Genomic DNA, 18820 nt, shown 5'->3' with positions numbered 1-18820 from the left:
GGGAGGATGTCGCGGGCAAACCTCCAGGGCTTGCCCGCGATGGCGGCATCAGAGTTTGAGCTGCCCGATGGCCTTGCTCAGTTCCCCGGCCAGCGTGGCCAGTTCATTGCTGGTGGTGGCCGAGTCGACCGTTTGTTGCACGGTGTTTTCGGTGACGTCACGGATGCTCACCACGGCGCGGTTCATTTCTTCCGCCACCTGGCTCTGTTGCTCGGCTGCCACGGCAATCTGGGTGTTGCTTTCACGCATCTGCGCCACGGCGCCGGTGATCTCCGCCAGCGCGACACCGGCTTCCTGGGCCTGCTGCACGCAATCGTCCGCCTTGAACGAGCTTTCCTGCATGAAGTCCACCGCGTCCCGGGTGCCGGCCTGCAACGCCGAAACCATGGTGGTGATTTCATCGGTGGAGGCCTGCACGCGTTTGGCCAAGTTGCGGACTTCGTCGGCGACCACGGCAAACCCGCGCCCCATTTCCCCGGCCCGTGCGGCCTCGATCGCGGCATTGAGCGCCAGCAGATTGGTTTGCTCGGCAATGCTGTGAATCACGCTGACCACACCGTTGATCTTCTGACTGTCTTCGGCCAGCCGCTGGATCATCTCGGCCGTTTGCTGGACGCCCGTGGATAACCCGGCAATCGATTTCTGCACCCGGCTGACCACTTCCTGGCCGCTGCCGGCGAGGGTGTCGGCGGTCTGCGACAGGTCTCGGGTAGCGCCCGCATGCTGGGCGATGTGATAGACAGTGGCGGTCATTTCGTTAATGGCCGTGGCGGCCTGATCGGTTTCGCTTTGCTGGCCGAGCATGCCGTGGCGCACGTCGTTCATGCTGGAAGCCAGGCGTGCTGCGCCGACATCGAGCTGGCGCGCGGTGTTGGCCACGGTGTTGACCACCCGCTGGTAACCGGCCTGCATGGCGTTGAACGCGGTGGCCATCTGACCGACTTCATCAGTGCAGGACAGAGGCACGCGGGCCGAGAGGTCGCCGGTTTTCTCGACGTGAAGCATCACGTCCTTGAGCGTGTTGAGTTGGCTGAGCAGGAAGCGGATCAGCAGCTGTGAAGCGCACAGCATCGCCAGCATCAGGATAAACACCGCCACCGCGTAGTTAGCAAAACGCTCACTGAACACCTGGGTGAGGCTCGGGCCATATGCGAGTACGGCCAACTGTTGGCCGTCGGCACGGGAGACGACCTCGGCCCCCATCAACGGGTTGGTGCCGAACAGCGGCATGTAGTCGAACGGAACCCAACCGGTCGCGTCACTCAATGCTGGCAACGGTCGGTCGTTCAGCGTTGGTGTCTGGCCATGGCCGAAGCTCAGCAGGTTATCGGCGTGGGGCAGCGCTTGGCCGGTCGGCCAGGCGGCGAGCAATCGTCCCTGGGCCTGGGCCGACTCCTGGGACGCGTGGCTGCGGGCCTGCTGTTCGAGTTGCACGGCGTACAACACCAACAGCAGGGTCGTGACAAAGGCGACAGCATTGACCGCCCAGAACTTGTATTTCAGCGAGATATTGCTAAGCCAGGCACCCATGGAGGTCTTCTCTGATAGCGGAAACATTTTCGGCAAGGTGCCAGCATTGTGCCGCTACTCAGAAGGATGAATCTTGATGTGGGTCAAGCAATCGTGGGCAGGCTGTAAAACGCCCGTGCGCACGCGGTGCTGTGGGCTGCGAGGTCTTCGAGGCTTTCCTCGCGATGCAGGGCCACTTCACGCAACACTTCGCTCAGATACGCTGGTTCGTTGCGGCCGTTTTTCGGTTTGGGCCGCAGGGTGCGAGGCAGCAGGTACGGCGCATCGCTTTCCAGCATCAAGCGGCCACGGGGAATATCGCGCACTAGCGGGTGCAGGTGAGTGCCCCGGCGTTCGTCGCAGATCCAGCCCGTGATGCCGATGTGCAGGTCCAGGTCCAGGTAACTGAACAGGGCGCGTTGCTCACCCGTGAAGCAATGCACCACTGCGGCGGGCAAGTGGTCGCGGTAGTCACGCAGGATCTCCAGCAAGCGCTGATTGGCATCGCGTTCGTGGAGAAAAACCGGCATTTTCAGCTCGGCGGCCATCGCCAAGTGCTCTTCGAGGACTTTTTCCTGCTGGGGGCGTGGCGAGAAATCCCGGTTGAAATCCAGCCCGCATTCACCGACGGCGCAGACGTTCGGTTCGTTGAGCAATGCACGTAAACGCCGGGCGCTGTCGGCATTCCAGTCGCTGGCCGAGTGTGGGTGAATACCGGCGGTGGAGAACAGCCGCTGGCCACTTTCGTCCAGTTGCCGGCACAGTTCCAGCGCCTGTTCGCTGCCCTCGACGCTGGTGCCGGTCAGCACCAACTGACAAACGCCGGCGGCATAGGCACGGTCGAGAACCGCCTGATGTTTGTCGGCAAAACTGGGGTTTGTCAGGTTGACGCCGATATCGATGAGTTGCATGGTGCTACCTCAGGCCAAGGCCGGAAAGCATATCAGAGCTGTAGATTTATAAGAAAAACCAAGAACTACAATGAGTTAACGCTGTCTTTTGATGCCGCGAGAAAGGTTCGGTTGGCAGACGTCATGCCACTGTGCCAGTCTTTCGCACTTTTTCAGCGCTCCAGGCGCTCTGTTTCTGTCGATCAGCTTCGCGAAATGACTCGAGAAGCCCAACAGTATTCTTTCCGGAGAACGGATGACCCGACCCCAGGTTTTGCTCCTCCTGTGTTTGGCGTGGCTGCTGCCAACGTCGGCCGTTGCACGTTTGCCCGGCCCGGTCGAAGCGGTGCAGTCGGGCAAGGTCCGCGACCTGGCGGAAATCCGCAGCAGTCAGGTCTTGCGGGTGTTGGTCAACCAGAGTCGCAACAGCTCCGGTGAAGTCCAGGGCCAGGCCATTGGCGTCGAGTACCACCGCTTGCGGGCCTTTGAGCAATACCTCAACGGCCAGGCCCGTGACGGTAAGGCCATCACCCTGAAGATCATTCCCAGGGCCAAGGATCAACTGCTCGGTGCGCTGGCGCGCGGCGAAGGCGACCTGGTGGCGCCGGGGGAACTGCTTGATCAGCAGTCCGCCCATGCCATCAGCACCAGTGACCCGATTGCCAGCAACGTACCGCTGCTGCTGGTGGGCATTAAAGGCGAGCGGCGTTACACCCGCGTCGAACAACTGGCCGGCAAAACCCTGGCGCTCGCCACGGGCAGCGCGGCGGGGGAGGCGGTCAATCAGATCAATCAAAAGCTCGCGCTGCACAAACTGGCGCCGGTCAAGGTCGAGTGGGTCGATCCGAGCCTGGCCGTCGAAGATGTGCTGGAGATGGTCCAGGGCGGGATTTTTCACCTGACCATCGTCGAGCAACCGATTGCCGAGCGCTGGGCCAAGATCCTGCCCAAGTTGCGTTTCGACCGACAGCTGAACATCAGCGAGCCGGGCGAAGAGTATTGGTTTGTTCGCCGCGACGCCTCGATGTTGCGAACGAGCATCGACCGCTTCCTGAAAACCTACAAGACGCCGTCTGACCAGGACGTCGCATTCCAGCGCATCTACCGGCGCCTCTATCAAGTCCACTATCCCTTGGCCCGCGCCGACCGCCAGCGTCTGGAACAACTGCGCCCGGTCCTGCAAAAGCATGCGCGTGAGCAGGGCATGGACTGGCTGAACCTGGCGGCGCTGGCGTTCAAGGAGTCGGCGCTGCAACCCACCGCCAGAAGCGGCACCGGCCCCAGTGGCTTGATGCAGATCACGCCGTCGGCGGCGCAACGGGTCGGTGTCAACAACATCCAGTCGCTGGACAGCAATGTGCAGGCCGGGGCCAAGTACCTGGCGCTGATCCGCCGCAAGTTTTTCGCCAGCCCCAAGCTCAACGAGCGCGAGCGCATGGCATTTGTCCTGGCCGCGTACAACATGGGGCCCGAACGGGTGCAGGGGATGCGCACCGAGGCCAGGAGACGTGGCTTGAACCCCAATCAATGGTTCTTCCAGGTCGAGCGAATTGCCATGGAGCAGGTCGGGATGGGGGCCGTCAGCTATGTTAATAGTGTGAACAAATACTATTTGGCATTCGACCGGGAACGGGAGTCGTTGGAGCCATCGACGCCGAAGGTTGTCTCACGTAAATGATCGATTAAGTTGATTGTTATGGCGGGTTTTTTGCGCTTTAAACATGATATTTATTGATTAATATAGCGACCAATCCTCACACACATTCAACGGACGACACGGCATGAACACACTGATCAACAAAGTACTTTTCACTCGCGCAGGTTACGGTCTGACGGTTCTGCGGATTTTTGTCGGCCTGATCTTCGCGGCCCATGGTTCGCAGAAACTCTTCGGTCTGTTCGGTGGTTACGGGTTGGCCGGCACCGGTCAATACATGGAAAGTATCGGTCTGGCACCGGGTTATCTGATGGCAGCCCTGGCGGGCGGCACCGAGTTCTTTGGTGGCCTGGCCCTGATCATCGGCCTGCTGGTGCGCCCTGCAGCGCTGGGTTTGGCCTTCCTTTCCCTGGTCGCGATCTTCTCGGTGCACATCGGCAACGGTCTGTTCATGGCCAACAACGGTTATGAATTCGCCCTGGCGTTGCTCGGCGGTACGGTGGCTGTGTTGATCGAAGGTGCCGGCAAACTGTCGGCGGATCGTGCCATCGCTGGATAAGCGCTCTGGATCAAGCAAAAGGCCCGCATGTGCGGGCCTTTTTCGTTGCGCGAGATTCTTGACACTGCCCTGCCGGCTTCTCTAGGATGCTGCTCATGCGCCGATTTAAACAGCTACTTGCGGGGCGCCAGGTGACTCATTGAGTTGCCGATAGAAGCTTGAAACAGGCTTCGAAATACCGCTAAAGCGCTGGTTCGGTGTTGCCTCTCACCTGCCATGCAGACTTTTGAGGCAGAGACACGACACAATGAATGCACTACGCCCCCCAGTACGCCCGGCGCCGATCACGGCCCACCTCACCCAGCGCAACCCAAAAATCCTGCTTGGCGGTAAACATCAGCCGACGCTTTTGCGTTACCTCGATGGCTGGCCACGCCGCACCGGCGGCCCCGCAGCGTTTCTGATTCAGTTTGTCGAAGACGGCGAGTCACTGGCGCGTTTTGCCAGCGACAGTTTCGATCTGGCGGTCATTCAGGCGCCCAGCGCCGAGGACGCGGTCGAGGTCATCCGACAACTGACGCGCGTGGCTCGCCAAGGCTTGATTACCCGCCGCTGAAGTACGGCGAGATTCAGGGATAGTCGATCGCGACGATGTACACGAACTGTTCGCCGGTGGGCGTCTGGACCCGAACTTCGGCGTCCAGCGTCTTGCCGATCAGGGCGCGGGCGAGCGGTGAGTCGATGCTGATCAGGCCCAGCTTGAGGTCCAGTTCATCCGGGCCGACGATGCGATAGCGTGACTCTTTGCCATCCTCGTCTTCAATCGTCACCCAGGCGCCGAAGTAGACCTTGTTCGGGTCGCTGGGCTTTTCGCTGACGACCTTCAAGGCTTCCAGCCGTTTGGTCAGGAACCGCACGCGGCTGTCGATCTCGCGCAGCATCTTTTTGCCATAGGTGTACTCGGCGTTTTCCGAGCGGTCGCCCTGCGCCGCAGCTTCGCTGACCGACTGTGTGACTTGCGGGCGGCGCACGTGCCAGAGTTCATGGAACTCGGCACGCATCCGCGCTTCGCCTTCAGGCGTGATGAGGGCGGTGCCAGCGGTGCGGGGAGGGCGATAGCGGCTCATTGCTGCTTCTTCTGGTTGAGAGAGCGCGAGTCTATCAACCCTCGCGCAACACTGTCAGTGGGCTGGCATTCAGCGCCCGGCGAGTGCCGAACACACCGGCGCCACCGATCAGCAACGCACCGATGAGCGGCAACACCAATAACCATGGGTGCGGGTGCCAGGTCAGGTCGAATGCGTAGCGGTAAAGCACCAGGCTGATCAGCTCCGTTCCCAGGGCCGCGAGCAGGCCGCTGACGGCGCCCAGCAAACCGAATTCGATCCTTCGTGCTTTCACCAGCAATCGCCGTTCCGCGCCCAGGGCCCGCAGCAGCGCACCCTGACGAATCCGCTCGTCCAGGGTGGCCTGCAAGCCGGAAAACAACACCGCCATGCCGGCCGCCAAAACAAACAACAACACGTACTCCACGGCCAGGGTGACTTGGGCGAGGATGCTGCGCAGTTGTTCCAGCAAGGCGTCGATCTGCAGGATGGTCACCGCCGGGAATGCCCGGGACAACTCGACAATCTGTTGGTCATGACCGGCCGCCAGATAGAAGCTGGTCAGGTACGTCGCCGGCAGGTCCTTCAGGGTGCCAGGCTGGAAAATCATGAAGAAGTTCGGCTGGAAGTTGTCCCAGTTGATGTCCCGCAGGCTGGTGACTTGTGCTTCACGGTTGGCACCGCCGACGGTGAAGACCAGATGATCGCCGAGCTTGAGTTTCAGGCTTTGCGCAACCTTGGCTTCAACCGAAACCCCCGGAATGTCGCCGTTTGGCTGTTGCGTCCACCATGAGCCCGCCGTGAGTGTATTGCCGGACGGCAAGTCGGCGGCCCAGGTCAGGCTCAAGTCGCGCTGGACCGCGCGATCACCGCTGGAATCCTTGCTGACGATACCTTGCACCGGTTCGCCATTGACGCTCACCAGCCGTCCCGGTACGACCGGGTACAACGGCGCCGATTGGGCGGAGAGGCTGATCAGGTGATCGGTGAAGGCTTGTTTGTCGGCCGGCAGGATGTTGAGCGCGAAATAATTGGGAGCATCCTTCGGTAACTGGTTTTTCCAGGTGTCGAGCAGCTCGCCGCGCAGCAAGGCAATCAGGGCCATCGACAACAGAATCAAACCGAACGCCAACGATTGACCGGCTGCCGCCAATGGATGGCGCAGCAGTTGGCCCAGGCCCAGGCGCCACGGCAACGAGGCACGGGCCAGCAATCGGCGCAGGCTTTGCAGCGCCAGCAGCAACAGGCCGCCAAGCACCACTGCGGCAATCACGCCACCGCCGAGCAGGGCGAAGGTCAGCACCAGGTCCAGGCTCAAACGCCACATGATCAGCCCGAGTGCGGCCAATGCGGCGCCATAGATCATCCAACTGCTGGACGGGATGGGCAGCATGTCACGGCGCAAAACCCGCAGTGGCGGAACTCGCCCCAGAGCGGCCAGCGGCGGCAGGGCGAAACCTGCCAGTGCGACCAGCCCGGTGCCGATCCCGGCAATGGCGGGCAACAGGCCACCGGGTGGCACGGCCGTCGGCAACAGGTCGTGGAGCAGGGCAAACAGTCCCAACTGCGCCAGCCAGCCGAGGAGGGCGCCGCTCAGGCTCGCCATCAGGCCCAGCACGGTCAGTTGCAGGCTGAACAGCAGCATGGTTTCGCGGCGGGACAAACCCAGGCAGCGCAGCAAGGCACTGGCGTCGAAGCGTCGCGTTGCAAAGCGGTTGGCCGAGAGCGCCACTGCCACGCCGCTCAGCAGGACGGCGACCAGGCTGGCCATGTTCAGGTAGCGCTCGGCCTTGCCCAGTGCTCCACCGATCTGCCGGTTGCCGTCACGAGAGTCCTGCAACCGCTGGTTCGCCGCGAGGCCTGGCTTGATCAGCTCTCGATAGGTTTCCAGCGCCGGTGCTGCACCGCGCCACAGATCGCGATAACTGACCCGGCTGCCGGGCTGCACCACGCCAGTCGCCGAAAGGTCTGACAGGTTGATCAGTACGCGGGGTGTGAGGCTGTAGAAGTTGCCGGCGCGATCCGGTTCATAGGTCAGCACCCGCGAGAGCTTCAGGGTTTTCATGCCGACGTCGATGCTGTCGCCGATCTTCAGGTTCAGCGCCGTCAGCAGGCGCGCCTCGGCCCAGGCTTCGCCGGATTGAGGGCCGCCGCCGGACTCTTCTGGCGCAAAGGGTGCAGCGGCGCTTTTCAGTTCGCCGCGCAGTGGATACACCTCGTCCGCAGCCTTGATGCTCGACAACTGGATACCGTTGTCGGTGGCAATGACGCTGGAGAACTCGACGACCCGGGCATGTTCAAGCCCCAGCTCGGTGCCGCTTCTGATCTGTTCCGGGCGCGCGGGTGAGCTGCCTTCGAGTTGCAGGTCGGCGCCCAGGAACTCGGTGGCGCGCAACAGCATGGCGCCATTGAGGCGGGCGCCGAAGTAGCCGATGGCGGTGCTTGCCGCTACCGCCACCAGCAAGGCGAAGAACAACACTCGCAACTCACCGGCGCGGGCGTCGCGCAGTAATTGGCGCAGGGAAAGACTGAAAAGACGCAACAGCGGCAACCGTGCCATCAAGGCTCCAGGGGGGCGACCAACAGGCCGGCTTCAAGGCGGATCAGGCGCCGGCAGCGATGCGCCAGGCGTTCATCGTGAGTGACCAGCACCAGGGTCGTGCCGCTTTCCTGGTTGAGTTCGAACAGCAGGTCGCTGATGTGCTCGCCGGTATGGGTGTCGAGGTTGCCGGTGGGTTCATCGGCAAACAGCACATCGGGTTCGGCGGCAAAGGCCCGGGCAATTGCGACCCGCTGTTGTTCACCGCCGGAGAGCTGGCGCGGTGAATGGCTCAGGCGCTGGCCCAGGCCGACGCGGCGCAGTAACTCGGTGGCACGTTCGCGGGCGTCTTTGCGGCCATCGAGTTCCAGCGGCAGCATGACGTTTTCCAGCGCATTGAGGCTGTCCAGCAATTGAAAAGACTGAAAGACAAAGCCGACATGCTCGGCGCGGATGCGCGCCCGCTGGTCTTCATCCAGTGTGCTCAGGGCCTGGCCCGCGAGGACGACTTCGCCGCTGCTCGGCAGGTCGAGGCCGGCCAACAGGCCCAGCAGGGTGGATTTTCCGGAACCGGACGCGCCAATAATGGCCAGGCTGTCGCCCTTGTTCAGTTCCAGGCTGAGTTCGTGCAGGATGGTCAGTTCACCTTCCGCGCTGGGAACCACTTTGCTAAGGTTCCGCGCAGTGAGAATGCTTGCGCCCATGGAGAGTCCGATGCGTGTGTGGTTTTTGAGTGCTGGCCTGGCCTTGATGTGCATGGCCCAGAGCGCAGCGGCGGGTACAGTCCTGATCGTTGGCGATAGTATCAGCGCGGGTTTCGGCCTGGATACCCGGTTGGGGTGGGTGTCGCTGCTTGAGCAACGGCTCAAGCACGAGGGATTCACCGATCAGGTGGTCAACGCGTCCATCAGTGGCGACACCAGCGCAGGCGGTCAGGCGCGGCTGCCGGCGCTGCTCGTGGAGCATAAGCCTGCGCTGGTTATCCTCGAGCTGGGAGGCAATGACGGGTTGCGTGGTCAACTGCCAACGCAATTGCAACAAAATCTTGCATCGATGATCGACAACTCCCGCGCCAGTGGAGCGAAGGTGCTGTTGCTGGGCATGCAGTTGCCGCCCAACTACGGGGTTCGTTACACCAAGGCGTTTGCCGAGGTTTACAGCAACCTGGCCGAGCAGAAAAACGTGTCGTTGGTGCCGTTTTTTCTTGAGGGCATCGGTGGTCATCCCGAGTTGATGCAGGCCGACGGGCTGCACCCGACCGCCGCCGCTCAGGGCCAGTTGCTGGAAAATGTCTGGCCGACACTAAAACCGCTGCTTTGACGCTTTTCTAGCGGCAGTCTTTCGGCTAAGGTGGCGCCCCCCCGATTTGGAGCCCCCGATGCCGCGTTCTGCCTGGTCCCTGTTTGCCTATCAACTGATCGAGCCTGACGAGCAGTTGGATCTGTTCGCCTGCCAGGAAGTCCGGGTGCATCTGGTGACGCGTCAACTGGAGCTCGGCGGTTCGGCCGACCGTACGTTGTGTGGCACCTTGCTGCCGGCTCAGCCGCGCTGGTCGAGCGTTGACCGGACGATCTTTCAGGACCAGCGCCTGTGCTCGCTGTGTCGGGCGATCCTTGAATCGCAAAAGCGCGGCACCTCGCCGATCTGGCCGGAACTGCGCTTCGAGCTTTGACTGCGGGCGCGCGCGTCCATCCGCTGCCTCCCCGATTCCACAGGCGGCGGTGTACAATCGCGTTTTTTACCCGTTAATCATGCGAAGGATTTTCCGGATGTTGCCGCGTTTTCCTGCCGTCACCCGCTGCCTGTCTCTTGCCGCCCTGTGCGTGGCAGGTCCCGTTGCCGCACTGGAGTTGCCTCTACCGCCACCGGGCGAAGACATTGTCGGTCAGGTGCAAGTGATCAAAGCCAAGTACGAAGACACCTTCGCTGACCTGGGTACCACTTACGATCTGGGTTATCTGGAAATGGTCGCGGCCAACCCCGGTATCGATCCGTGGCTGCCGGGCGCAGGCACCGAAGTGGTGTTGCCGACCCGCTTCATTCTGCCGCCGGGGCCCGCGCGAAGGCATCGTGATCAACCTGGCCGAGTATCGTTTGTATTACTACCCCAAGGGCCGGAATGTGGTGTACACCTTCCCGCTGGGTATCGGTCGTGAGGGGTGGGGGTCGCCCATCGCGCACACCAGCATCGTCGCCAAGACCCCGAACCCGACGTGGACGCCTCCGGCCTCGATCAAGGCCGAGCACGCCGCCGATGGCGACCCGTTGCCGAACGTTGTGCCGGCAGGCCCGGACAATCCGTTGGGGCCGTTCAAGTTCACCCTGGGGACGCCGGGTTACCTGATCCACGGTTCGAACAAGAAGTTCGGCATCGGCATGCGCACCAGCCATGGCTGCTTCCGTATGTTCAATAACAACGTGCTGGAAATGGCGGGCATGGTGCCGGTGGGCACGTCGGTGCGCATTCTCAACGACCCGTACAAATTCGGCGTCAGCGGTGGCAAGGTTTACCTCGAGGCGCATACACCGCTGGACGACAAGGGCAACCCGTCGGTGGTCGACAAACACACCGCTGTCATCAACGCCATGCTCAAGCGCGAAGACATCACCAACAACTTGCGCATGAACTGGGATGTGGTGCGCGACGTGGTCGCCGCAGAAGATGGCCTGCCGGTAGAAATCGCCGTGCCGGGTACGGCGCCAGTGGTCTCGGCGGCGCCAATAGAGCTGCAGTAGTAAGCCGTCAAAAGCGACCCGCCGAGGCATGACTGCTTCGGCGGGTTTTTTTATGACCGACAGAAACCCCGGGCAAAAAAAAGCCGACCCAAGTAATGGGTCGGCTTGATAACAATCCCGAGGGACTATTACTTGCGGCTAGCTTTTTCCAGCATGCGCAGAGCACGCTCGTTAGCTTCGTCAGCAGTCTGTTGTGCTTTTTGAGCAGCAGCCAGAGCTTCATCAGCTTTACGATACGCTTCGTCTGCACGAGCCTGGGAGCGAGCTGCTGCGTCTTCAGTTGCAGTCAGACGAGCTTCGGTTTCTTTGGAGGCGCTGCTGCAACCGGTAGCCAGAACTGCGGCCAAGGCCAGAGCAGAGAATTTCAGAACGTTGTTCATCGTGTTCCCCTTCAAGGACTTTCTATTAATAGCTATCTCTTCAGAGTGAGGAAATAGCCGGCGTACATACTACCCATTACTTGTAGTAAGTAAACTGACGTAGCGCAAGATGCAAAAAAAATTGTAGGCGTTGAATCTTTTTCGGGCAACTTTTCAGTGCGCTGTATAAAAAATATTCAGTTGTGAACCCCGTCCTGAGCAGGCTGCCGGATACCCGAGGCTAGTTGCTGGTAGTGCCTGAAGTCGATCTATATTGATTCGTCTACACTTTTGTTCAGATTCTGCGTAGCGCTTCACGTATCTTTGTCGATGTAGAGGTGACTTTAACAAAGGGCGCTCGTCTTAAGTCTCAACATCCGGCAATGTTCAGGCAATCGACCGAGGGGAAAGTCCGGTCGGGCCGCTTCTGTGTGACCCCGGGCTGCATCGGCATGACGAGCGCGTCTTGAGCATTTGCGCCAATGGCGCCTACTATTTGATACGTGCTCGGGTAACGCGAGATCAGTACGGCTCTTCTCGGTGTCCAGTCAGGCACGGGGTGGCGTAGAGGTTCCTTCGCCGGAAAAACATCGGTAAGGTAGGGGTCAATTCAAGACCCGCGAGGAGTAGTGATGAGCGAGGCGTTGTCCATCCACCATGACCAGGCTGGTCATCAGTTCGAGACCAATGTGGACGGTCATCGTGCCTACCTGACCTATATGGACCTGGGTAAGCAAACCCTGGACATCTATCGCACGTTCGTGCCCAACGCGTTGCGTGGCCGAGGCATCGCCGCTGCGTTGACCGAGCAGGCGCTCGAGTACGCGGAACAGATGGGTTACACCGTCATCCCTTCGTGTTCCTACGTGGAGCGTTACATGGAGCGCCATCAGCGCCACGCTGCCAAGCTCTGATCAGGGTCACCGAACACAATAAAAAAACGCCGGGCTAAGCCCGGCGTTTTTGTGTGCGCTGAATGCGATCAGGTGCGATCACGCTTAGGCAGCACATCCTTGAGCTTGGCATGCATGCTGCGCAAGGTGTTTTCAGTGGCCGACCAGTCAATGCAGGCGTCGGTGATCGACACGCCGTATTGCAATTCGGTGAGGTCTTTGGGGATGGCCTGGCAGCCCCAGTTCAGATGACTCTCGACCATCAGGCCGATGATCGACTGGTTGCCTTCGAGGATCTGGTTGGCCACGTTCTCCATCACCAGCGGTTGCAGTGCCGGGTCTTTGTTGGAGTTGGCGTGGCTGCAATCGACCATGATGTTGGGCTTGATCTTGGCCTTGTTCAGCGCTTGTTCGCACAGCGCGACGCTGACCGAATCGTAGTTCGGCTTGCCGTTGCCGCCGCGCAGCACCACGTGACCGTAGGCGTTGCCCTTGGTGGTGACGATCGAGACGCCACCTTCCTGGTTGATGCCCAGGAAGCGGTGAGGGCTGGAGACCGATTGCAGGGCGTTGATGGCAACGGTCAGGCCACCGTCGGTGCCGTTCTTGAAGCCGACGGCCGAGGACAGGCCCGAAGCCATTTCACGGTGCGTCTGGGATTCGGTGGTGCGGGCGCCAATGGCCGACCAGCTGATCAGGTCCTGCAGGTATTGCGGGGAGATCGGATCGAGCGCTTCGGTGGCGGTCGGCAGGCCCATTTCAGCCAGGTCCAGCAGCAACTGACGACCGATGTGCAGACCGTCCTGGATCTTGAACGAGTCGTCCAGGTACGGGTCGTTGATCAGGCCTTTCCAGCCGACGGTGGTACGCGGCTTCTCGAAATACACCCGCATGACCAGGTACAAGGTGTCGGACACTTCTGCGGCGAGGGCCTTGAGGCGCTCGGCATATTCGTGTGCAGCCTTGATGTCGTGGATCGAGCAGGGCCCGATGACGACGAACAGGCGGTGGTCGGTGCCGTCCAGAATATTGCGAATCACTTCGCGACCCTTGGTCACGGTGCGCAGGGCGGCATCGCTCAGGGGAATATCACGCTTGAGCTGATCGGGAGTGATCAGGGTTTCGTTGGAGGCGACGTTTAGGTCATTGATCGGTAAATCAGCCATCGTGTTACTCGTCAGGTCACGGGTGCCGGCCGCCAGCGATCCCCGCGCGGCGGAGCACAGCATGATTTAAGCGCAGCGGGGAGCCGAACCTTAGCGCGTTAACCGGTTGCTCGACAATGGGCAGGCGCGGGTTTAATCCAGCGCCGGCTGCGTAAACGCCTTGCGAAGCGTGTCGTGGGAGAACTCGTCGGCGTGTTGCTGCACCCATTCAAGGGCCAGGACCTGGGCATTCTGCTGTTCAGCCTGGGGCTCGTGCAGGCGGCAGTAACGTTCGATCTGGCAGACTTGCTCGCCCATCCGGGCGCTGAACAGGGTCTGCTCATCGATGAATGCGATGCCGACCAGATAGCTGTGCTTTCGTCGCAGGCACCAGGCCACATAGCCTAGATAACACACCGTTTCGCTGAGGGTCGGTATGCGCACTTCCAGTGCCGTGCCTTTTCGCCAGGCGCGGTGGTAATTGCATGCCACGCCGCCGAGGCTGATAGTGTGCAGCCGCTGTCGAGAAATGCATTGATGCTTGAGCAGCGTTAACTCGACAGGCACATCGTCAGGATGAGGAAGAAAACGTCCCATGAATGCGGACTCCGGGTGTCGGTCAATCGACATTGTTTCCCCCAGTATAGTGGCCGAAATGCAACTGACCGATTTCGACGCCGATCAACGGCTGCTGGCGATGAGCGGTGTGTCACTGGTGATTTTCACCGGCGATGGTTGCGCCAGTTGTCGTTGGGCGCACCGGCACTTGCCGGGGCTGGCCCTGGCAGTCGATCGTTTGTGCTGGATCGATGTCGGGCACAACGGTGGCGTGGTTGCGCGTTATGAAGTGTTCCACTTGCCGGCGCTGTTCGTGGTACGCGACGGTGAGTTTTATGGTGCCTTGCAAACACGCCTGACTCAATCCCGACTCAATGAAGCCGTCGCGCAGGCGCTTGCCCGACCCGCAGAGGAATTGCCATGAAGGATGCCGCTGTTTCCAGACCCACTATTGGCATGATCGGCACCGGAGCCATTGGTGGTTTCTACGGTGTGATGTTGGCGCGTGCCGGGTTCGATGTGCACTTTCTGTTGCGCAGCGAGTTTTCTGCGGTCGCCGAGCGCGGCCTGAAACTCGAAAGTGCCGTGCACGGCTCGTTGAATCTGAACCCGGTGCAGGGGCCTATGCGTCGGCCCAGGACATGCCGCCCTGCGATTGGCTGCTGGTGGGCGCCAAAACCACCAGCAACACCGAACTGGCCCCAGCCATCATTCAGGCCGCAGCCTCGGGCGCCAAAGTGCTGGTGCTGCAAAACGGCCTGGACGTCGAAGACAGCCTGCGTACCTTGCTCCCCGACTCGCTGCATCTGCTGGGCGGCTTGTGTTTTATCTGCGTGCATCGCGCCGGTCCCGGCGTGATCGAGCATCAAGCACTGGGGGCGGTGAACATCGGTTATCACAGCGGTCCGGCTCAGCTTGACGAGGCGGCGCGTCAGGCGATTGTCGAGGAGGGTGCGCAGTTGTTTCGCACCGCTGGTCTGGAGTCCCAGGCCATGGCCAACCTGCAACAGGCGCGTTGGCAAAAACTGGTCTGGAATGTTCCCTACAACGGGTTGTCGGTGTTGCTCGGTGCGAGCACCACGCCGTTGATGGCCGATACCGACAGCCGCGCGTTGATTCAGGCGCTGATGGCTGAAGTGGTACAGGGCGCTCAGGCCTGTGGTTATGAGTTGCCCGTCGGGTACGCCGAGCACCTGTTCAAGGTGACTGAACGCATGCCCGATTACTGGCCGAGCATGTACCACGATTTCGTGCACAAGCGACCGTTGGAACTGGCGGCGATCTACGCCCGCCCCTTGGCCGCGGCCAAGGCCCACGGTTGCGAGTTACCAAGAATTGAAGCGTTGTATCAGGCGTTGCGCTTTATTGATCGGCGCAACGCCTGAGTCGATCTGTCGAGGGAGAATGAAATGGCAAAGGCGTTGACTGACAAACTGGTGCTGGCGATTTCTTCGCGGGCTCTGTTTGACTTGAGCGAGAGCCACAAGGTGTATCTGGCGAGCGGTGTCGAAGCCTATCGGCAGTATCAGATCGAACACGAGGACGAGGTTCTTGCGCCGGGGGACGCGTTTCCTTTGGTGCAAAAACTCTTGAACTTGAACGCCAGCCTCGGACGAGCGAGGGTCGAAGTGGTGCTGGTTTCGCGCAACAGCGCCGACACCGGCCTGCGGGTTTTCAACTCGATTCACTCTTACGGGCTGGCCATTTCCCGCGCGGCATTTGTCGGTGGGCGCAGTCCGTATCCGTATTTGAAAGCCTTCGATTGCGACCTGTTTCTCTCCACCCACGCCGACGATGTGCGCAGTGCACTGGACGCTGGGTTTGCAGCCGCGACCATTTTGTCGGGGGGCGCGAGCCGTGCGGCCAGTGAAGAATTGCGCATTGCGTTCGACGGTGACGCGGTGCTGTTCTCCGATGAATCGGAGCGCATTTATCAGTCGGGAGGCCTTGAGGCTTTTCAGGCCAGCGAACGTGAGTCGGCCCGCGAGCCGTTGCGCGGCGGGCCGTTCAGGGGCTTTCTGGAAGCGCTCAATTTGTTGCAGCGCGAGTTCCCCGAGGATGCCTGCCCCATCCGCACGGCCTTGGTGACGGCCCGTTCGGCGCCAGCGCATGAGCGGGTCATTCGCACATTGCGCGAGTGGGATATTCGTCTTGACGAGTCTCTGTTCCTGGGCGGCCTGCAGAAGTCGGCGTTCCTCGAAGCCTTCGCGGCGGACGTGTTTTTCGACGATCAGACCGGGCACTGCGAGCTCGCTCGCGAGGTGGTCGCGACCGGTCACGTTCCTCATGGCATCAGCAATGAACTGAAGGTTTAAGCCCCGTGGCACGGGACGCCGAACTCGTCGCGGCACTGCTAAGCTGAATCAATCTCCGCCATCTTGGCACCCGAGGAGGTCACATGATTCGTTCGATGTTGTACGCCACTGACCTCGGCCTGTACGCGCCTTATGTGATGCAGCATGCCTTGGCATTGGCGCGAACATTCAAAGCCGATTTGTATGTGGTGCACGCCGTCGAACCCATGGGGTTGTTTGCCGAGTCGGTGCTGCAAAGCTACCTCGACGAACAAGCCTTGAGCGAGTTTCACAGCGAGGGGCTGAACACCGTGATGGCCAATATCGAGCAGCGGGTGCTCGACAGTTTTCGTGAAGAGTTGGGGGAGGGGCAGCAGGACCTGGCGCTGATCCAGTCGGTGAGGGTGTTCCAGGGCGATCCGTCGCAAGTGATTCTTGAACAGGCGCAGAAACTCTCGGTGGATTTGTTGATCGTAGGGAGTCACAGCCATGGGGCGGGTGGGGAAACCCCGTTGGGGCGTACCGCATCGCGGGTGCTGCAATTGGCCCAGGTGCCGGTCTATCTGGTGCCGTTGGTGCAGCGTCGGCGTTACGGAGACAGTTGATGCATGAATACTGGCCTTTTGACAAAAAAGTTCTAGATTTATTATTCAAACCATTAATATAGTTATATACCGTCGCTGATGCCCGTGGCGTCTATCTGCTTTGAGGGATTCATATGAAGCTTCAACAATTGCGCTACATCTGGGAAGTGGCGCACCACGACCTCAACGTTTCGGCTACTGCCCAAAGCCTGTACACCTCGCAGCCGGGCATCAGCAAGCAGATCCGTCTGCTGGAAGACGAATTGGGGGTCGAGGTTTTTGCGCGCAGCGGCAAGCACCTGACCCGGGTTACCCCGGCCGGTGAGCGCATCATCACCACCGCTGGCGAGATTCTGCGCAAGGTCGAAAGTATCAAGCAGATCGCTCAGGAGTTCTCCAACGAGAAAAAAGGCACCCTGTCGATTGCCACCACGCACACCCAGGCACGTTATGCGTTGCCGCCAGTCATCAGCAGCTTCATCAAGCAATACCCGGACGTTGCCCTGCACATGCATCAGGGCTCGCCGATGCAGATCGCCGAAATGGCCGCCGACGGCACCGTCGATTTCGCCATCGCCACTGAAGCGCTGGAACTGTTTGGCGACCTGGTGATGATGCCGTGCTATCGCTGGAACCGCTGCGTGGTCGTGCCTCAGGGCCACCCGCTGACCAAGCTGCCGAAACTGACCCTCGAAGCGCTCGCGGAATACCCGATCGTGACGTACGTGTTCGGTTTTACCGGCCGTTCGAAACTCGACGAAGCGTTCAGCCACCGTGGCCTGACCCCGAAAGTGGTGTTCACCGCCGCCGACGCCGACGTCATCAAGACTTACGTGCGCCTGGGCCTGGGCGTGGGCATCGTTGCGAAAATGGCGGTGGACACCAAGCTCGATAACGACCTGGTGGTGCTCGATGCCAGCGAACTGTTCGAGTCCAGTGTGACCAAGATCGGTTTCCGTCGCGGCACTTTCCTGCGCGGCTTCATGTGCGACTTCATCGAGAAATTTGCGCCGCACCTGACTCGCGAAGTCATGGCCAAAGCCATCCAGTGCCACAACAAGCAGGAGCTGGAAGAACTGTTCGACGGCGTTGAACTACCGGTTCACTAAACCACCTCGGTGACAGCGAACTGTTGCCGGGTGCCCGCCACGACAATCTCCACCTCGTCCCCCTCGAACTTGCCCAGCAGGCTTTTGCCCAGCGGCGAGCGAGGGGTGATGACGGTAATCAACTGCCCCACCAGATACACCTTCAGCCCGGCCGCATCCGGCCCCAGAAACAGCCATTGCTGACGACCTTCATCGTCTTCCAGGCCCAGCAGCGTGCCGACCTGAATGCCCTGTTGCTCGTCGTAAGGCCGCAGGGTGAGGTTCTGGCAAAGCACCAGCGACTGCCTGATTTCTTCCACGCGTTTGGCCTGGCCGGCCGCCAGGTACGAGGCTTCCAGGCCCAGGGTGTCGTACTTGTTTTCGGCGATGTTTTCTTCGTGGGTCGCGGTTTCGTAAGCGGTTTGGGCCGCTCGCTGAGCGACCTCCAGATCGGCCTGGAGTTTTTCGAGAATCAGTTGGTGGACGCTGTGCTTGTTCATGATCAATCGCAAAATTGCAGGACGTTGGCGCGGGATTTTTCGCTGGGGGCGGTCTGGTCCTGTTGCAGCCAGAACTGGCACTTGGCATTGGACAGATTGCGTGGGTTGCTACGAGCCTGATCGAGGGTTTGCTGCTGTTCGTTCTTGCGCAGGTTTTCCTGGTACTGCTCGAACATCGGGTTGGGCGCGACGGGCTCCACGACCGGTGGCTTGGCCAACTGCTGAACGGCTTCGGCCACGGGCGCCAGTTGCGGGGCGAACACAAAGCGGGCAGCCAGCCAGCAGGTCAGGGCGATGGCCAGGAAACCCAACCATAAACCCAAGGCAATGCTGACGGTCAACTGGATGGCATTGACGTTGATACGCAACGGGCGGCGGGGAGTCGAGCGGTACGGCATGGCGGCATCCTGCTGGAATGTGGGCAAGCGGCGATTGTCGCATGAAGATTAATCGGCGTCGGCCC

At 60.7% G+C, this 18820-nt stretch carries 20 protein-coding genes and 2 pseudogenes; 12 read left to right on the top strand and 10 right to left on the bottom strand.

Annotation, left to right across the window (positions count from 1 at the left end; translation table 11 throughout):
- Positions 1-48 precede the first annotated feature (48 nt).
- Complete coding sequence (locus AABM54_RS17815; protein ID WP_347901325.1) at positions 49-1530, bottom strand: methyl-accepting chemotaxis protein; 1482 nt, start codon at positions 1528-1530, stop codon at positions 49-51.
- Positions 1531-1613: 83 nt separating this feature from the next.
- A complete protein-coding gene (locus AABM54_RS17810) occupies positions 1614-2420 on the bottom strand; it encodes a TatD family hydrolase (protein ID WP_347901324.1) in 807 nt (268 codons plus the stop codon).
- A gap of 235 nt (positions 2421-2655) precedes the next feature.
- Between AABM54_RS17810 and AABM54_RS17805 the strand changes: the two genes are divergently transcribed.
- The 3 genes from AABM54_RS17805 (at position 2656) to AABM54_RS17795 (ending at position 5171) form a co-directional block, all read left to right on the top strand.
- The gene (locus AABM54_RS17805; protein WP_347901322.1) at positions 2656-4077 is read left to right on the top strand and encodes a transglycosylase SLT domain-containing protein; all 1422 of its coding nucleotides are present in this window, start codon (positions 2656-2658) and stop codon (positions 4075-4077) included.
- Between the two features lie 103 nt (positions 4078-4180).
- The gene (locus AABM54_RS17800; RefSeq protein WP_347901320.1) at positions 4181-4615 is read left to right on the top strand and encodes a DoxX family protein; all 435 of its coding nucleotides are present in this window, start codon (positions 4181-4183) and stop codon (positions 4613-4615) included.
- A 247-nt stretch (positions 4616-4862) separates the two neighbouring features.
- Positions 4863-5171 (top strand): class I SAM-dependent methyltransferase, encoded by a 309-nt coding sequence (locus tag AABM54_RS17795; protein ID WP_347901319.1) that lies wholly within the window; start codon positions 4863-4865, stop codon positions 5169-5171.
- A 13-nt stretch (positions 5172-5184) separates the two neighbouring features.
- Here AABM54_RS17795 and greB read toward each other — a convergent pair whose 3' ends face one another.
- The 3 genes from greB to AABM54_RS17780 are packed head-to-tail and all read right to left on the bottom strand — an operon-like array spanning position 5185 to position 8904.
- Positions 5185-5682: a transcription elongation factor GreB gene (gene greB, locus AABM54_RS17790; RefSeq protein ID WP_347901317.1), complete on the bottom strand. Its 498-nt coding sequence runs from the start codon at positions 5680-5682 to the stop codon at positions 5185-5187.
- Positions 5683-5716: 34 nt separating this feature from the next.
- Positions 5717-8221: an ABC transporter permease gene (locus AABM54_RS17785; protein WP_347901316.1), complete on the bottom strand. Its 2505-nt coding sequence runs from the start codon at positions 8219-8221 to the stop codon at positions 5717-5719.
- Positions 8221-8904, bottom strand: a complete 684-nt coding sequence (locus AABM54_RS17780) for an ABC transporter ATP-binding protein (protein ID WP_347901314.1) — start codon at positions 8902-8904, stop codon at positions 8221-8223. The genes AABM54_RS17785 and AABM54_RS17780 overlap by 1 nt, the downstream gene beginning before the upstream one ends.
- A gap of 10 nt (positions 8905-8914) precedes the next feature.
- On the opposite strand from AABM54_RS17780, the gene AABM54_RS17775 reads away from it, so the two are divergent.
- From AABM54_RS17775 to AABM54_RS17765, 3 genes and pseudogenes are all read left to right on the top strand, one after another.
- Positions 8915-9520, top strand: a complete 606-nt coding sequence (locus AABM54_RS17775; protein ID WP_347901312.1) for an arylesterase — start codon at positions 8915-8917, stop codon at positions 9518-9520.
- A gap of 58 nt (positions 9521-9578) precedes the next feature.
- Complete coding sequence (locus tag AABM54_RS17770) at positions 9579-9872, top strand: hypothetical protein (protein WP_347901311.1); 294 nt, start codon at positions 9579-9581, stop codon at positions 9870-9872.
- A 97-nt stretch (positions 9873-9969) separates the two neighbouring features.
- Positions 9970-10936 (top strand): annotated as a pseudogene (locus tag AABM54_RS17765) (L,D-transpeptidase family protein).
- A gap of 128 nt (positions 10937-11064) precedes the next feature.
- Here AABM54_RS17765 and oprI read toward each other — a convergent pair.
- Positions 11065-11316, bottom strand: coding sequence for an outer membrane lipoprotei OprI (gene oprI / locus AABM54_RS17760; protein ID WP_003183784.1), 252 nt, complete (start codon positions 11314-11316; stop codon positions 11065-11067).
- Between the two features lie 611 nt (positions 11317-11927).
- Here oprI and AABM54_RS17755 point away from each other — a divergent pair.
- A complete protein-coding gene (locus AABM54_RS17755) occupies positions 11928-12209 on the top strand; it encodes a GNAT family N-acetyltransferase (protein WP_093422070.1) in 282 nt (93 codons plus the stop codon).
- Positions 12210-12277: 68 nt separating this feature from the next.
- Here the strand turns inward: AABM54_RS17755 and AABM54_RS17750 are convergent, their stop codons facing one another.
- Positions 12278-13354: a 3-deoxy-7-phosphoheptulonate synthase gene (locus tag AABM54_RS17750; protein ID WP_347901310.1), complete on the bottom strand. Its 1077-nt coding sequence runs from the start codon at positions 13352-13354 to the stop codon at positions 12278-12280.
- A gap of 132 nt (positions 13355-13486) precedes the next feature.
- Positions 13487-13930 carry a PilZ domain-containing protein gene (locus tag AABM54_RS17745; protein WP_347901309.1) on the bottom strand — a complete coding sequence of 148 codons (444 nt, stop codon included), beginning with the start codon at positions 13928-13930 and terminating at the stop codon, positions 13487-13489.
- On the opposite strand from AABM54_RS17745, the gene AABM54_RS17740 reads away from it, so the two are divergent.
- From AABM54_RS17740 to cysB, 5 genes and pseudogenes are all read left to right on the top strand, one after another.
- On the top strand, positions 13929-14315 hold the full coding sequence (locus AABM54_RS17740; protein WP_347901307.1) for a thioredoxin family protein: 387 nt from the start codon (positions 13929-13931) through the stop codon (positions 14313-14315). The two genes, AABM54_RS17745 and AABM54_RS17740, sit on opposite strands and share 2 nt — an antisense overlap.
- Positions 14312-15276 (top strand): annotated as a pseudogene (locus AABM54_RS17735) (putative 2-dehydropantoate 2-reductase). Before AABM54_RS17740 ends, AABM54_RS17735 begins: the two are co-directional and overlap by 4 nt.
- Positions 15277-15300: 24 nt before the next feature.
- Positions 15301-16206, top strand: coding sequence for a 5'-nucleotidase (locus AABM54_RS17730; RefSeq protein WP_347901305.1), 906 nt, complete (start codon positions 15301-15303; stop codon positions 16204-16206).
- A gap of 83 nt (positions 16207-16289) precedes the next feature.
- Positions 16290-16790, top strand: coding sequence for a universal stress protein (locus AABM54_RS17725; protein ID WP_347901303.1), 501 nt, complete (start codon positions 16290-16292; stop codon positions 16788-16790).
- Between the two features lie 113 nt (positions 16791-16903).
- A complete protein-coding gene (gene cysB, locus AABM54_RS17720) occupies positions 16904-17878 on the top strand; it encodes an HTH-type transcriptional regulator CysB (RefSeq protein ID WP_123342067.1) in 975 nt (324 codons plus the stop codon).
- On the opposite strand, the gene AABM54_RS17715 is transcribed toward cysB, so the two are convergent.
- Positions 17875-18357, bottom strand: a complete 483-nt coding sequence (locus AABM54_RS17715) for a GreA/GreB family elongation factor (RefSeq protein ID WP_347901302.1) — start codon at positions 18355-18357, stop codon at positions 17875-17877. The two genes, cysB and AABM54_RS17715, sit on opposite strands and share 4 nt — an antisense overlap.
- 2 nt (positions 18358-18359) lie before the next feature.
- Positions 18360-18755 (bottom strand): hypothetical protein, encoded by a 396-nt coding sequence (locus AABM54_RS17710; RefSeq protein ID WP_347901300.1) that lies wholly within the window; start codon positions 18753-18755, stop codon positions 18360-18362.
- Positions 18756-18820: the final 65 nt, after the last annotated feature.

It is taken from the genome of Pseudomonas purpurea, from assembly GCF_039908635.1.
In the GTDB taxonomy this organism is placed as follows: Bacteria; Pseudomonadota; Gammaproteobacteria; order Pseudomonadales; family Pseudomonadaceae; genus Aquipseudomonas; species Aquipseudomonas purpurea.
The sequence above is the reverse complement of the archived record's forward strand: the minus strand, read 5'-3'. Positions and strand labels throughout refer to the sequence as shown.

What these genes read in the sequence shown, in the direction of transcription:
- AABM54_RS17815 (WP_347901325.1), bottom strand. Translation starts at nt 1,530, where the DNA reads ATGGGTGCCTGGCTTAGCAATATCTCGCTGAAATACAAGTTCTGGGCG.
- AABM54_RS17810 (WP_347901324.1), bottom strand. Translation starts at nt 2,420, where the DNA reads ATGCAACTCATCGATATCGGCGTCAACCTGACAAACCCCAGTTTTGCC.
- AABM54_RS17805 (WP_347901322.1), top strand. Translation starts at nt 2,656, where the DNA reads ATGACCCGACCCCAGGTTTTGCTCCTCCTGTGTTTGGCGTGGCTGCTG.
- AABM54_RS17800 (WP_347901320.1), top strand. Translation starts at nt 4,181, where the DNA reads ATGAACACACTGATCAACAAAGTACTTTTCACTCGCGCAGGTTACGGT.
- AABM54_RS17795 (WP_347901319.1), top strand. Translation starts at nt 4,863, where the DNA reads ATGAATGCACTACGCCCCCCAGTACGCCCGGCGCCGATCACGGCCCAC.
- greB (WP_347901317.1), bottom strand. Translation starts at nt 5,682, where the DNA reads ATGAGCCGCTATCGCCCTCCCCGCACCGCTGGCACCGCCCTCATCACG.
- AABM54_RS17785 (WP_347901316.1), bottom strand. Translation starts at nt 8,221, where the DNA reads ATGGCACGGTTGCCGCTGTTGCGTCTTTTCAGTCTTTCCCTGCGCCAA.
- AABM54_RS17780 (WP_347901314.1), bottom strand. Translation starts at nt 8,904, where the DNA reads ATGGGCGCAAGCATTCTCACTGCGCGGAACCTTAGCAAAGTGGTTCCC.
- AABM54_RS17775 (WP_347901312.1), top strand. Translation starts at nt 8,915, where the DNA reads ATGCGTGTGTGGTTTTTGAGTGCTGGCCTGGCCTTGATGTGCATGGCC.
- AABM54_RS17770 (WP_347901311.1), top strand. Translation starts at nt 9,579, where the DNA reads ATGCCGCGTTCTGCCTGGTCCCTGTTTGCCTATCAACTGATCGAGCCT.
- oprI (WP_003183784.1), bottom strand. Translation starts at nt 11,316, where the DNA reads ATGAACAACGTTCTGAAATTCTCTGCTCTGGCCTTGGCCGCAGTTCTG.
- AABM54_RS17755 (WP_093422070.1), top strand. Translation starts at nt 11,928, where the DNA reads ATGAGCGAGGCGTTGTCCATCCACCATGACCAGGCTGGTCATCAGTTC.
- AABM54_RS17750 (WP_347901310.1), bottom strand. Translation starts at nt 13,354, where the DNA reads ATGGCTGATTTACCGATCAATGACCTAAACGTCGCCTCCAACGAAACC.
- AABM54_RS17740 (WP_347901307.1), top strand. Translation starts at nt 13,929, where the DNA reads ATGAATGCGGACTCCGGGTGTCGGTCAATCGACATTGTTTCCCCCAGT.
- AABM54_RS17745 (WP_347901309.1), bottom strand. Translation starts at nt 13,930, where the DNA reads ATGGGACGTTTTCTTCCTCATCCTGACGATGTGCCTGTCGAGTTAACG.
- AABM54_RS17730 (WP_347901305.1), top strand. Translation starts at nt 15,301, where the DNA reads ATGGCAAAGGCGTTGACTGACAAACTGGTGCTGGCGATTTCTTCGCGG.
- AABM54_RS17725 (WP_347901303.1), top strand. Translation starts at nt 16,290, where the DNA reads ATGATTCGTTCGATGTTGTACGCCACTGACCTCGGCCTGTACGCGCCT.
- cysB (WP_123342067.1), top strand. Translation starts at nt 16,904, where the DNA reads ATGAAGCTTCAACAATTGCGCTACATCTGGGAAGTGGCGCACCACGAC.
- AABM54_RS17715 (WP_347901302.1), bottom strand. Translation starts at nt 18,357, where the DNA reads ATGAACAAGCACAGCGTCCACCAACTGATTCTCGAAAAACTCCAGGCC.
- AABM54_RS17710 (WP_347901300.1), bottom strand. Translation starts at nt 18,755, where the DNA reads ATGCCGTACCGCTCGACTCCCCGCCGCCCGTTGCGTATCAACGTCAAT.